Origin of the sequence: Bacillus sp. FSL L8-0193 (genome assembly GCF_037976065.1) — a bacterium.
Lineage (GTDB): Bacteria > Bacillota > Bacilli > Bacillales > Bacillaceae > Bacillus > Bacillus paralicheniformis.
The window spans coordinates 4170842-4183636 of record NZ_CP150261.1; the positions used below are offsets into that span (position 1 = coordinate 4170842).

Genomic DNA, 12795 nt, shown 5'->3' on the forward strand with positions numbered 1-12795 from the left:
GCAAATCGTTTTCATGCGCTACAGAGAAAAAAGCTGTCCTGTAAAGGACAGCCATTTTAAATATCACAAACTCTCGCCATTCGTTTCGATCACTTTTTTATACCAGTAAAAGCTTTTCTTTCTCGTTCTTGCAAACGTGCCGTTTCCTTCATTGTCACGGTCGACATAAATATAGCCGTAGCGTTTTTTCATTTCGGCGGTGGATGCGCTGACCAAGTCGATCGGGCCCCATGATGTGTAGCCGATTAAGTCGACGCCGTCTGCGATCGCTTCTCTTACTTCTTTTAAGTGATCGCGCAAATAGTTGATTCTGTAGTCATCTTGTATCGAACCGTCTTCTTCGACGACATCGACGGCGCCGAGCCCATTTTCAACAATGAAAAGCGGCTTTTGATAGCGGTCATACAATGCATTCAGCGTAATGCGGATTCCTTTAGGGTCGATCTGCCAGCCCCATTCGGACGATTCAAGGTACGGGTTTTTAACCCCTCCGAGCAAGTTGCCTCCCGTTTTTGCCAAATCTTCCGGATTCGTGCTCGCAACCATTGACATGTAGTAGCTGAAACCGATATAGTCGACTGTGTTTTCCTTCAGAATGTCTTCATCACCTTCAGCCATCTCAATCGCAATTCCATTTTCCTTAAAGAAGCGCTTCATATAGCCCGGATAAGCTCCGCGTGCCTGTACGTCCGAGAAAAACAGCGTTCTTCTCTCATTTTCCATCGCGGCGAGCACGTCTTCCGGTTTTGGCGTCATTGGGTATGTCGTCGTTGCGGCAATCATACAGCCGATTTTAGCGTCCGGAATAATATCCTTGCCTGCTTTTACCGCAAGGGCGCTTGCAACAAATAGATGATGCGCCGCTTGGTACATCGCATTTAACTGGTTTTCGCCTTCTTCAAATACAAGGCCACCGCCTGTAAACGGCGCATGCAGGACCATGTTGATTTCGTTGAACGTCATCCAATATTTCACTTTGTCTTTATAGCGGGTGAAAACCGTTTTCGCATAATGTTCATAGCACTCGATCACTTTCCGGTTTTTCCAGCCTCCGTATTTTTTAATTAAACCGAGCGGCATTTCATAGTGGGATATCGTCACGACTGGCTCAATATTGTATTTTAATAGCTCATCAAAGAGGCGATCGTAAAATTCGAGTCCCTCTTCATTCGGTTCACTTTCATCACCGTTAGGAAAAATCCGCGTCCAGGCAATCGATGTCCGAAACGCTTTAAATCCCATTTCGGCGAAAAGAGCGATATCTTCTTTGTAGCGGTGGTAAAAATCGATGCCTTCGTGATACAGGTTCAATGACTCCATCGACTCATCGAATGGATACATAACCCCGTTCGGCGACACATCAGCTGTCGAGAGCCCCTTTCCGCCGACATTATAGGCGCCTTCTACTTGGTTTGCGGCAACCGCTCCGCCCCATAAAAAACCATCAGGGAATTTTTTCGTTTGTTCAGTCATATCCTTTCACCTCATCCAAATTTGTCGAGCTTTCCTCTCTCTACGCCAGCGCGATCAGCGCTTCCTCAATGTCAACGCTTTCATCTGTTTTCAAAGACTTGATCGACTGGTACCGGTCCGTATTTGTGATGATAACCGGCGTGATTAACTGATAGCCTGCATCCTTAATCGCATCCATATCAAATGAGACAAGCTGGTCTCCCGGCTTTACAGCGTCTCCTTTATTGACATGCACGGTAAAGTGCTCACCGTTCAATTTCACCGTATCGATTCCGATATGGATAATAATTTCTGCCCCATTGTCGCTAGTGATGCCGAGGGCGTGCTTCGTTTGAAAAACGGTCGTGATCGTGCCTGATACAGGCGACACCACTTTGCCTTCTTCTGGCTCAATGGCAACACCTTTTCCCATGACTTCTCCTGAAAATGTCGCATCATCCACTTCACTCAATGCTTTGACTTCGCCTTTCAGCGGGCTTTGAATAATTTCACTACCGCCAGTCGTAGAAGAAGCAGCCGCCGGTTCATCGGCTTCATCTGACGGAATGTCTTCAAATCCCAATACAAAAGCAAACGCTGTAGCGGCAAAGAACGCGATGACGATCCCGATCATGGCCTGTATAAAAGTCGGACCGATAAACGTTGTAATTCCCGGCAAACCGACGTTTCCGCCAATAATATATGCTGCTACGCCGGTGATGCCGTAAAATGCACCTCCGACAGCGGCGCCGAGAAGCGCAGAAACAAACGGCTTTTTCAGCCTCATGTTGACACCGTACATCGCCGGCTCTGTAATCCCCATCAAAGCCGTGATGCTTGTCGTCAGCGACAATGATTTGAATTTCTTATTTCTGGATCGCAGGAAGACGGCAAATGACGCGCCAGCCTGCCCCATATTCGCCAAGAACATCGCAGGTATCAAATAATCGTAGCCGTTTTGCGTAATGTTGTTGAACATAACCGGAATGAAAGCATAGTGCATTCCTGTCATGACGATCAAAGAAAACGTTCCGGCTAAAAGGATCATCGTGATTAAACCGGCGTTTTCAAATAAACCGTTCACACCGATTGACAGATAGTTCCCTGCAATCGCACCGAGCGGACCGACTGTAATTAATGTGACAGGCACCACAATCAGCAGCGTCAGTGTCGGTACAAAAATCATCTTCAACGAAGTCGGGGTGACTCTGTCAATCCATTTCTCAACGTAAGATGCAATCCAAATCGCGAGCAGGATCGGAATGACTGTGGACGAATAAGTGGCAGCGGTTACAGGCAATCCGACAAAAGAAATGCTTTTCCCTGAACCGAGGAGCGCTGTCAGATCGGGATGCAGAATCGCCGCTCCGATCGCCGCCGCAACATAAGGATTGCTGCCGAATTTTCTCGCGGCGCTGACCGCCAGCAAAATCGGCAGGAAGTAAAATGCTCCGTCGCCGATAGCCGATAAAATGGTATGGACCTGGCTATTTTCACTCATCCAGCCGAACGTGACGGCGATAGCAATGATCCCCTTGATCATACCCGCTCCGGCAATCGCCGGGAGAATCGGCGTAAATACGCCTGATATCACATCAAAAATGGCGGACAGCACGTTTTTCTTTTTGCCGGCTTGCTGCTCGCCCGCTTTTTCATCGCTGAGCCCGCTGTTGGCAATGATCGCTTTGTACACCTTAGGGACATCATTTCCAATGATGATTTGAAACTGCTGGCCGCTGATGTTGGTGCCCATTACAGCCGGAAGACTTTCCAGTTTCGCGCGGTCTGCCTTCGCATTGTCATAAAGGTTGAAACGCAGTCTTGTCATGCAGTGAATCACGCTCTGTACGTTCTCTTCACCGCCCACGAGTTGTAAAATGTCCTTCGATACTTTATTATAATCCATATGAGTACCTCCTCTTTTGGGGGAATCTGCCGGACTGAAGGTGGCCGCCTTCACCCGGCTTTTTTATTGGCTTGGAACCGCAATGAATCCTCGGAATCTCACATCACCTCCTCATTTTGGGTATAAAAAAAACCTAAATTACGCCGGCTTGAATGGGACGATGTCCCAGAAAGCTGTACGCAACTTAGGTTTTGCCTGCAAAAGCAGTAACAATCCTTAAGAAACTTGCTGATATTAGTTTGTAACTATACTGTAGCACCTGTTTTTGTTCATGTCAACGCTTTCATTACAATTGTCTCATAAAAAATAGAATACACGCAAACTAGAAACTAAGACTTTATACCTTTATTTCTATGTTTTCTAGCTTTCGCCGCCTTTTTCATAAGCAATGCAGGGTTTCGCCTTGCTTTCCTTCGCGCTGCCGGCTGTGCAACTGCGTCTTTCGGTTCCTGCTGCTTATGAAGAATGAATCCGGCGGCCATGAACGGAATCCCTGATAAGTTTGTGAAAATGTTTTTAATGCCCATCGCTAAAATAAAAGAGCCCCATGGAGAAAACGGATCTTTTTTGATTTTCACGTAAGCGGTGATTTCCAGGGCAATAAAAATGACCGACTGTACTAAAATTACAATCAACAAGCTCAAAATGAACAAGAGAGCCAAATTAAACAACGTGCCTGAGTAGATCATCAACTTCAGCGCGGCCACGAAAGTCCCAGCCTCCATATATCCGTCTGTGACATTCGGATTCCAAACGGCATAAACGTCAAATTGATGTTTGAAATGAAAAAACAAAAATAATATAAACAACCAATATATGCTATGTAAGCTAATGCCTAATAAAATGAGTCTGTTTGCTGCTTTGTTTTGCAATATTGTTCCTTCTTTCGTTTATGATTGAAGAGAATGAAACGTCTCTTCCTGCTTTGGCGGAAACACCTTTATTTCGTTGCTGTCCAGGTCTTCCTGTAATATGCAAACCTTTTGAATCTGCCTGTTTTGATAATGGTGAAAATAGTAGCTGCACGTCTCGCTGCACATCACCGCCGTATATTGGGTGTAATCGTCTTCGCCATTGTCAGTTATGACAATCCCTTTGGGAATATTCATATGGGAGAGAATATGAAACGCGGCAGAAACGCCTTCTGTTTCATCGGACACGGGCTTCATGTGCTCTTTCAAAACTGCTGCCCTGACAAAACGGGATGGCGGTGTAAAGTCTCCCGGCAATCCGGACAGCCCGGAACCTTGGCCAAAAGCCGACAGCGTCAGGTCTCCCATCTTTTTCGCGGCAAACTGTCCCGGCTGAAGACCGATATAATTACGCAAATTGGTCAAATGCCAAGGAAAATCCGGACTGTTCGTCAGCACGCCGACCGGATTATCATGAATTTGAATGCCTCCGGCCGCCGGTTCAACAACGATGCTCGCACCGGAGCGGTCCGTTAATAGCCAATGAAGCGGCGTCACCGTACCGAGCAAGCTGACCTCTCTCTCAACAATGTTTACGGAAACAGCCGCTTTTTTCACTTCCTCCAAATCGTCGCATTCCGACAGCACCCATGTCACAAATTCGTGCGGCGCAAGATTGCGGCATTGCTCTTTCGTCTCGCTTTCATACACAGCATAATCCGGGAAATAAAGCGCCGCGCAAGACAATCCTTTTTCATTCACACCATCAGCAAACAGCGCATTATTGAGCCTTCTGCCCATCCCGATAAACGCATACCGGCCGGCATGCTCGCTGCCGTCTGCTTCACTTTTCCATTTGTAGCGACGCGGATGCAACAGCACTTCCCCATTAAGCTCAAAATCAAAATCCATCGTCCTCGCCAATAAATGCTCCCGACCCGCAGTCGTCAACGTGATACTTGTACACATGGCGCTCCATCCTTTTTGTTTGATATTACACTTCGTGAACTATTTTTATGTTATCGAATTGGAAAAGATTCGTCAAAATGAAAGGGGTTATTTATAAAAATGACCTCCAGAACAGAGGTCATTTTTAATCACATCATTTACTCCCCCAAACCGCATCTCCCTCACGAGACAACGCACTAAACGTCATCACCTTCCGCTCAGAAGCTGCATCCCACTGGCGCAAAAATACGCCATCATATGTTTTTCCGTCGAGCTTGAGTTCGATTTTGTTGTCTCCCGTGTTCTTCCACGTCCCGGCCGCTGCGCCGGTTATTTTGCCGTTTTGATTTAAGTGGATTTCTTTCGATTCTTTAATATCTGCAGATATGTCTTTTCCATGACGCACCAATTCGTAGGCGCCAATCACATCTGACTTTTTCACCTTGTCGAGCTTCTCTCCGGCATAGCGGTGAGGGGCGGCAACCGGCCAGCCTTGTTTGTTCATCAACAGTTGGTGGACGCGGACTTCGTGCTCCTCGCCCCGTCCCGGGAAGCGGGTGTGGAAGATTAAATACGATTTGCCGCTTTTTTCATCGTAAAAGGCAGAGTTATGGCCCGGCGATACATAGCCGTTTTGATTGCTAAATGAGAAATTCCCCATCAGTTTGACACCGTACGGTTCGATTGAGCGATCGTCAAAAAACGTTCCTTCTTTGCCGCGGACGTCAATCATCGCATGGCCTTCTGCGTCATAATAAGGGCCGTCAGGGTTTTTTGAGCGGGCGACGCGAATGTTGTACCCGCCGTCAGCGGCAAGCCCTCCGAAGGACATGTACAGGTAGTAATACTGTGTTTCAGGATTGTAGAGAATGTATGCGCCTTCAATCCGGCTGTGATTGCCGCCGATCAGCTTTTTGCCGTACCCCTGTCCCGGAAGCGGAAGTCCGGTTTTCTTATCCATTTCTAAAATAAAAATTCCCCCGGAATAGGAGCCGTACACCATCCACAGCTTTCCTTTTTGATCAAAGAATGTATGCGGATCGACGACATTTGGGTGCTTTGTCGCGTCATAAGGCGTGCCGTCATTGCTGATCCCGTCCATTCCCGACTTCAGGAAAATGCCTTTATTTTTGTATGGGCCTTCAATGTCGTCCGCGACAGCAAGTCCGAGCGCAGATCTCGGAGAATCCCCGCGGCAGGCGTTGTAATACATATAAAACTTGCCGTCCTCAAGCTGGGTGACATCAGGCGCCCACAACGTATCAGTTTCAGCCCATTCAAAGGCCTCTTTTAATTCTTCATATACGTTCGGAATCAGAGGATTGCCATCGTGGACACTCGAGGAAATTTGCGTCCATTTCATGAGGTCCGTCGATTTGGCCGAAGCTAAATGGGAGCCGAAGACATAGTACGTGCCATTCGCTTTAATAATGGATGGATCGTGAACCGCCACTTCTGAAAATACAGGTTTTTGAGTTTGTGCAGAAGCTTGGTTTGGCGCGAAACATGCAGCCATGATGAAAAGCAATGCAAGGACTTGGATGAAACACTTTCTCATATTCATTTGTTCTCCTTTCTTTTGAAGCGCTTTCATTTTTTGACAATTCATCATATGCTGCTTATCCAAGGTTTATTACGAACAAAAAAGCTCCCGACAAAGTCGGCAGCCTAAGTTTATTTCCTCGCTTTATGCACTTTCAGCAATTTCCCTTTCACGGTTGTGTTTTTCATCGCTTCTAAGACGAGCGGTCCTTTGCCGTTTAAAATTTCAACGAATGAACCTTGCTCTTGTATCGTGATAATCCCAATATCCTCAGCGGAGACGCCGTCAATTTTAGCAATCGTCCCAACGAAATCAACAGCTCTCAGCTTCTTCTTTTTTCCCCCGTTAAAGTAGAGTCTCATAATTTCTTTATTTAACGATTCGCTCTTGTCCTGTTTAAGCTCAGGCTTCCTATTGATTTTCTTTTGAAATGCCGCTTTTGCCCGTGCAATTTCTTCTTTTGACGGCGCCTCAATAATAGGAATGGAAAAACCGATATAGTCTTCAATGTCAGCGATCATCCTTTTTTCACGCGGACTGGCAAGCGTAATCGCTTTTCCCCGGCTGCCGGCTCGGCCTGTTCTTCCGGTACGATGCACATAGCTTTCTTGATCTAATGGCAGCTCATAGTTGATGACATGTGTGATGTTCTCAATATCGATGCCCCTTGCCGCTACATCTGTCGCGATTAAATAGCGAAACGCTCCCCGTCTAAAGCGGTTCATCACGGCAAAACGTTCCTCCTGAGGCATGCCGCCGTGAATTTTCGCGCACGGATAACCCAAACCGGCTAAGCGCCGCTGCAACTCATTCACTTGCTCCTGTGTGCGGCAAAAGACGATGCAGCTGTCCGGATTCTCAACAATGAACAGATCCACTAAAAGCGGAAATGAATCATTTTCATTTACAAAGATCAGTTGATGCTCGATATCTGCAGTTGTCGTACCGCCTGCTTGAATCTCGATTTTCAAAGGATCTTTCATATATTGAAGGGATAGATGCTCCACATCCTCCGGAAAAGTTGCTGAAAACAGCATCGTCAGCCGTTCTTCAGGCAAATGGCGGATGATCGCTCCTACTTGATCGATAAATCCCATATTCAGCATTTCATCGGCCTCATCGATGACAAGGTATTTCAGTTTTTCTAATGGAAAGGTCCCTTTTTCAATGTGATCCAATACGCGTCCAGGTGTCCCGACAACGATATGGCATTTTTGCTTGAGCTCTGTTTTTTGCCGTTCAAAGGACGATTTCCCGTAAACAGCCGCTGCTTTTATTCTTTTATAGCGGCCGATGTTCGTCAAATCCTCCTTAACCTGAGCGGCAAGCTCGCGCGTCGGTGTCAAAACCAAAGCTTGTGGTTTGTTTTCTTCCCATTCGGTTAGCTCGCAAAGCGGAATTCCGAACGCGGCCGTCTTCCCGCTCCCCGTCCGCGATTTCACCACAACATCCCGCTTTTTAAGCGCCGCGGGAATCACTTCGCTTTGCACCGCAGTCGGCTGCTTATACCCTAAATGATCGAGCGCTTTCGTAATATCGCCGCTTAATGCATAGTCTGTAAAACTGGCTTTGCTCATGTATGAACTCCTTTTGGTCATATGATTTCCAGTGAATGATGGTGTTATGAATGTGATTATACGCGAATCATGACTGATTTCAAAAAGACATGAAAAAGAGGCTGTAATAGACACAGCCGCAAGAAACACCTACAATATCAATTGTTTTCAAAAATTAATCCGATCATAGTAAGCTCCCACAGCAAAGCAGCGATGAAAATGACGCCCATTAGACGCTGTAATACAAAAGGGAGGCGGGCTAAAACGATTTGGACTTCATAATTTAAAGAGGAAACCAGAATGGCTACATATCGAAAAAAGTCGGTGACTAGCCCATTTGATTCATCATATACATTGGTTTCATATAGCTTAATGATTAATGTTGGTACAAACAAAGAAACAAATGCAAACACCATGTTGATTGTTAAATATATGATAAGCGCAGAATTCGGATACGGTATATCCCCTGACATCGCAAATCCAAAAAATAAACTAAAAATAGAAAAAACAAATATACCTATTGGGATATTGGTCTTTCTTATAGCCCTTGAAGGAGGGCGCGTAACTGTCTTTTTTGTTTGAAAACCATATACCAACGAAAGTAAAATGATAAACAGCTCGGCAGTGAAAACAAACATAAAGAACATAACATTGGCGTCTTTTTCCCAATAAGGTTTATTCAACAACAATAAAGCAGTTAACAACAAAAGAATAAAATTGCTTCTCAGCCAAAGGAATCGGCTTTTTTTAAAAGAGAACATAAATAGAAATCCTTTCTACTATAAATCATAAAATTCATTCATTGTATCCACTATTTTCCCGAAATATTCGTCGACTGCCACTGGTTGAAGATATAGCGAGCCAGTTTTTTTAATATTTTCATAATCTAAATGCCAAATGAAATTATCACTTCTTAATAAAAAAGCAACTTGATCTAATCTTGTTTGATTTTGAATATAGTCACTTTCTACAAAAGAAATATTATCGAGCTCTTGGTTGTTTGCTAAAAAATCAAAAGAAAATTGACTTATAGTTGGATGCGTTTCCGGGTCTTCTGCCATTCTTTTAATAACGGCAGCTTCAACCTCGTGAAACTCGTCAAATGAACCTTCATCCATTTCAAAAATTTCATGTTCTGGTTTTTTATCTATATATGAATGATAAAACATTTTCAGCATTTCTAAAAACAGCTCTCTGCTTCTTAAAATCGAAAAACAATGATTTTGGTTTTCAATCTCCTGGACAATCAGTTCATCTTTTTGGATATGGTGTATTATCATCACCTTTTTTCGATGGATACAGCGAACTTTTCGCTTTGATTGAATGAGTAAGTGAATCAGGTTTTCTAACCCTTTTTGTAAATTAGATTCTGTGTCATCAGCCCAATATCCTCTCTGTTTTAAAAGATTTTCGGCTTGAATTGAAAATGGCTCAATATCTTTTTCATCTTGAATCAACTGCTGATCATTGATAATATCTTCAGCAGCTTTTTCATATCTACACAATAACAATGCAGCAACGAGTTCATTTGTTGTTAATATAATTTTAGAGTCTAACATTATACTCCTCCTTATTACCTGAACCAGCTAGTGACAAATTCCTTTGCACCTGAGAGTCCGTCTGAAATTGTATCTGCCGTTTCAGAGGCCTTTTGACTTAACCATTCACCAGCTTCCTTACCTTTATCTTCTATCCAACCTGCAGCATCTTCTCCCCATTCTTTTACTTGATCTCCCGCAATTATGGATCCAGTTATACCAATACCAGCTCCAATTGCTCCTCCAATAAGAGTGCCAGGACCTGGACATATTAATGAACCCAGTCCAGCTCCGCTAGCGGTCAACGCTCCAACTCCAGCATCCATTCCAATCCCTGCTGAAAATCGGCCAAATTTTTCGAACCAAGATTTATCTTTATTATCATCACTAAAAAACTCAGCTCCATTTGTAGTCAAGGAGAATATTGTTCCAGCATAAGGTATTTTTTTGGCGAGTTTTGTAATACTAGCTTCATCCTTAAACTTCCCAAGAGTCCCTTTCACATCAAGCTTAGTCTTATAACTCTTCAGTTCCTCTGGCTTATGCTTTAGGAAACTTTGGCTTTCTAAAATCTTTTCATATGATATTCTTGTTGTGTTAGGCCCCAACCCAACAATCTTTCTCAAAAGGCCGCTTGGTTTATTTTGAAATTTGCCGAGCCATTTTTTGATTGGTTTGCTTGAGTTTGGATCGCCTTTTTTCAGGATATTGTAAACAAACTGAGCCACCTTGGAATCGTATTTTCCGTTAGCTCTCTGCGTCCATTTCGGAGAGGCTTTCACACGGAAGTTTCCTTTTCCGTCTTTTTCAAGCTCAAGCATTTTCGTCGCCAGTACATTCACGGCTATGACGCCTTTTGTTACAGCCAAAGCGCCGTTTCCTGTACCGATTAAATCGAGCCATTCAGCGATTCTGCCCATCATTGTCGGATCGTCTTGTTTTTCTGCTAAATCAACGGCTTCGTCAATCATTTGTTTAACGACATCTGTTTCAGAAAAGTAGTTTTCAACCTCTTTAATCGTTTTTTTAGATAGGATCGCGCCTCCCTTTGACCAAGTGTTCACTTTTTCAGTGAGCTTGGAAAGCTGAGCGATCGAATTTGACGATTGTTTTAATATAGAATTAGTATCACGATCAAGCTCTTTTAAATCAGACACTGTGTTGTTCACATGTTTTTTTGCTTCGGAAATATGCTCATTAAATGATGCCAAAGAGATAGATCCGCCCCCAATCAACTGGCTGATTTTATCAAATTCGTCATTAATCGAATCAACCGTATCATTCGTTTGACGTTTCAGTTCTGTTAAGCCCTTCTTGACGTCATGCGTCAGAAACTCTTCTTTTACAAAACCCTCTGTCGATTCATAGGTTCTGATTTTTGCTTTAATATCTTTTAAATTCTGTATGTATTGATCAATAAAGTGCTGAAAATAAAGCAGCACGGGAAGATGAAGAACCGAAAAGTGTTCTTTGATCGCATTTCCGCCTTCTCCTTTTAATGCATCATCAAGCTCTGCAATTTTTTGTACACTTTCCCTTATGGCATTGATTTCTTTTTCCTCTTGCTTTTTTTCCTTAATCAATTGGTCTATCGCGTCAATGACTTCAGAGACATCTAAAACTTTCAAGAGAAAACCAGCCCTCCTTATTTCATTTTTTGAGAGATATTTTTATCAGTATCAATCAGGACTTTAATGTTTGACCATGCGTCCTTTTCAACTGAAGATAGCGCCTCCTTGTATTTTTTTAATAGCTGCTCGTATTCCTTTTCGATTTTTTTTATTTTGTTCACTACATCCATTGAAGAATTAGTGATATCGGCTTTTGAACCTGCTATCGAAAGTGCGCTGATTTTTGTCTGAAGGCTTGAAAACGCCGTTTTGACTTCTTCTGCTTTTACCTTTATTTCTGCCATTCTTTCACCTCAATGATTGACTTGTTTTTTTATATCTGTAAGCTGTTGTTTTTGTATACTTAGAAACATCTCCATATTAGAGATTTGCATTTCAAGATTTTCAATCTCTTGCTCAATATGTGAAATCAGACCATCTGTTTCTCTCTGTATATTTTGATAGCTGTGTGCAATATTTGATCTTATATTGATAAATTGATTTGTATGTCTACCGTTCCATATATGCGAAGTAATATCTGGCTGATTGATGAGATTGGCATTGTTTGAAAGGGTGTGAAGTTCACCGGTAATAGCTGTTTTTGCTTTTTTCAGTTCAGCGATTTTGCTTTGTGTATCCTTTATATTGTGAGATAAAGAAGAAATATCTTTTTCCAAAGAAGCGATTTTAGCAGCATGGTTTGACATATCGGGTTCACCTCGTTTTTCAGAAAATAAACGTCTGCACGTTACTATTCGCTTATTCCACAGTATTTCGGTTAGGTATATTGTTGCTCTCCGATTGAATCCAACGTTCTTATAAATCAGACCTTTTTCATATTACAATATCATCCAAAATAGGTAAATAGGATAATGGACTTGGTTTTTTTGGATTTTCTTGAATTGATCCATTCAAGCTTCTCACAATGTTCTTTGAAATAGCATCAGGTGCTTAGTTCAAATGACCTTCTTCAAATCTTGCCATTAAACAAACAGCACACACCCAAGGTTTTCTCAAAATATCCGTTTTTAAAAACCGCCGGATTTTCCGGCGGTTCCCTTTTAACTGCTCCATTTCTTGAATTTTTTGAAATATATACAAAAGGAAATGATTCCGCCAATTATGCCTGTCAAAATTGCCAATATGAATGAAATAAACAACAAACCCAAATACCCCCATCCCAGCGCTTCATCCTGGGAAGGTTCGCCCGTCACAAAAGATTGCATGTAAAAATGCGACAGTATGGCGTATAGGATAAATGAGCATATACCTATAAGGATAAAGATTAAAACACTAATACCAGAAGATACTAGAATACGTTTGGCCACGTT

At 43.1% G+C, this 12795-nt stretch carries 11 protein-coding genes; all 11 read right to left on the bottom strand.

All coding sequences use genetic code 11. From position 1 onward, the window contains the following. Nucleotides 1–63: 63 nt before the first annotated feature. The 11 genes from MHH76_RS20915 to MHH76_RS20965 all read right to left on the bottom strand — a co-directional run bounded on the left by MHH76_RS20915 (nucleotide 64) and on the right by MHH76_RS20965 (nucleotide 12171). Nucleotides 64–1473: a glycoside hydrolase family 1 protein gene (locus MHH76_RS20915; protein ID WP_020453511.1), complete on the bottom strand. Its 1410-nt coding sequence runs from the start codon at nucleotides 1471–1473 to the stop codon at nucleotides 64–66. 40 nt (nucleotides 1474–1513) lie between these two features. After that, on the bottom strand, nucleotides 1514–3358 hold the full coding sequence (locus MHH76_RS20920; protein ID WP_020453512.1) for a beta-glucoside-specific PTS transporter subunit IIABC: 1845 nt from the start codon (nucleotides 3356–3358) through the stop codon (nucleotides 1514–1516). A gap of 329 nt (nucleotides 3359–3687) precedes the next feature. Continuing rightward, nucleotides 3688–4167, bottom strand: a complete 480-nt coding sequence (locus MHH76_RS20925) for a hypothetical protein (RefSeq protein ID WP_224066772.1) — start codon at nucleotides 4165–4167, stop codon at nucleotides 3688–3690. 81 nt (nucleotides 4168–4248) lie between these two features. After that, a complete protein-coding gene (locus MHH76_RS20930) occupies nucleotides 4249–5238 on the bottom strand; it encodes a choloylglycine hydrolase family protein (RefSeq protein ID WP_020453514.1) in 990 nt (329 codons plus the stop codon). A 133-nt stretch (nucleotides 5239–5371) separates the two neighbouring features. Continuing rightward, on the bottom strand, nucleotides 5372–6733 hold the full coding sequence (locus MHH76_RS20935; protein WP_230368479.1) for a glycoside hydrolase family 43 protein: 1362 nt from the start codon (nucleotides 6731–6733) through the stop codon (nucleotides 5372–5374). Between the two features lie 158 nt (nucleotides 6734–6891). Continuing rightward, nucleotides 6892–8337: a DEAD/DEAH box helicase gene (locus MHH76_RS20940; protein ID WP_043054509.1), complete on the bottom strand. Its 1446-nt coding sequence runs from the start codon at nucleotides 8335–8337 to the stop codon at nucleotides 6892–6894. Nucleotides 8338–8474: 137 nt separating this feature from the next. After that, nucleotides 8475–9077, bottom strand: a complete 603-nt coding sequence (locus MHH76_RS20945; RefSeq protein ID WP_023856889.1) for a hypothetical protein — start codon at nucleotides 9075–9077, stop codon at nucleotides 8475–8477. 18 nt (nucleotides 9078–9095) lie between these two features. After that, the gene (locus MHH76_RS20950; protein ID WP_006639697.1) at nucleotides 9096–9875 is read right to left on the bottom strand and encodes a hypothetical protein; all 780 of its coding nucleotides are present in this window, start codon (nucleotides 9873–9875) and stop codon (nucleotides 9096–9098) included. Between the two features lie 14 nt (nucleotides 9876–9889). Beyond that, nucleotides 9890–11482 (bottom strand): LXG domain-containing protein, encoded by a 1593-nt coding sequence (locus MHH76_RS20955; protein ID WP_043054510.1) that lies wholly within the window; start codon nucleotides 11480–11482, stop codon nucleotides 9890–9892. 17 nt (nucleotides 11483–11499) lie between these two features. After that, entirely contained in the window at nucleotides 11500–11769 is a 270-nt protein-coding gene (locus tag MHH76_RS20960; protein ID WP_020453522.1) for a YwqI/YxiC family protein, read from the bottom strand. 9 nt (nucleotides 11770–11778) lie between these two features. Next, the gene (locus MHH76_RS20965) at nucleotides 11779–12171 is read right to left on the bottom strand and encodes a DUF5082 domain-containing protein (RefSeq protein ID WP_023856887.1); all 393 of its coding nucleotides are present in this window, start codon (nucleotides 12169–12171) and stop codon (nucleotides 11779–11781) included. Nucleotides 12172–12795 lie beyond the last annotated feature (624 nt).

Bases quoted from the DNA above. Each gene is read 5' to 3' on its own strand.
- MHH76_RS20915 (WP_020453511.1), bottom strand. From the start codon at position 1,473: ATGACTGAACAAACGAAAAAATTCCCTGATGGTTTTTTATGGGGCGGA.
- MHH76_RS20920 (WP_020453512.1), bottom strand. From the start codon at position 3,358: ATGGATTATAATAAAGTATCGAAGGACATTTTACAACTCGTGGGCGGT.
- MHH76_RS20930 (WP_020453514.1), bottom strand. From the start codon at position 5,238: ATGTGTACAAGTATCACGTTGACGACTGCGGGTCGGGAGCATTTATTG.
- MHH76_RS20935 (WP_230368479.1), bottom strand. From the start codon at position 6,733: ATGGCTGCATGTTTCGCGCCAAACCAAGCTTCTGCACAAACTCAAAAA.
- MHH76_RS20940 (WP_043054509.1), bottom strand. From the start codon at position 8,337: ATGAGCAAAGCCAGTTTTACAGACTATGCATTAAGCGGCGATATTACG.
- MHH76_RS20945 (WP_023856889.1), bottom strand. From the start codon at position 9,077: ATGTTCTCTTTTAAAAAAAGCCGATTCCTTTGGCTGAGAAGCAATTTT.
- MHH76_RS20950 (WP_006639697.1), bottom strand. From the start codon at position 9,875: ATGTTAGACTCTAAAATTATATTAACAACAAATGAACTCGTTGCTGCA.
- MHH76_RS20960 (WP_020453522.1), bottom strand. From the start codon at position 11,769: ATGGCAGAAATAAAGGTAAAAGCAGAAGAAGTCAAAACGGCGTTTTCA.
- MHH76_RS20965 (WP_023856887.1), bottom strand. From the start codon at position 12,171: ATGTCAAACCATGCTGCTAAAATCGCTTCTTTGGAAAAAGATATTTCT.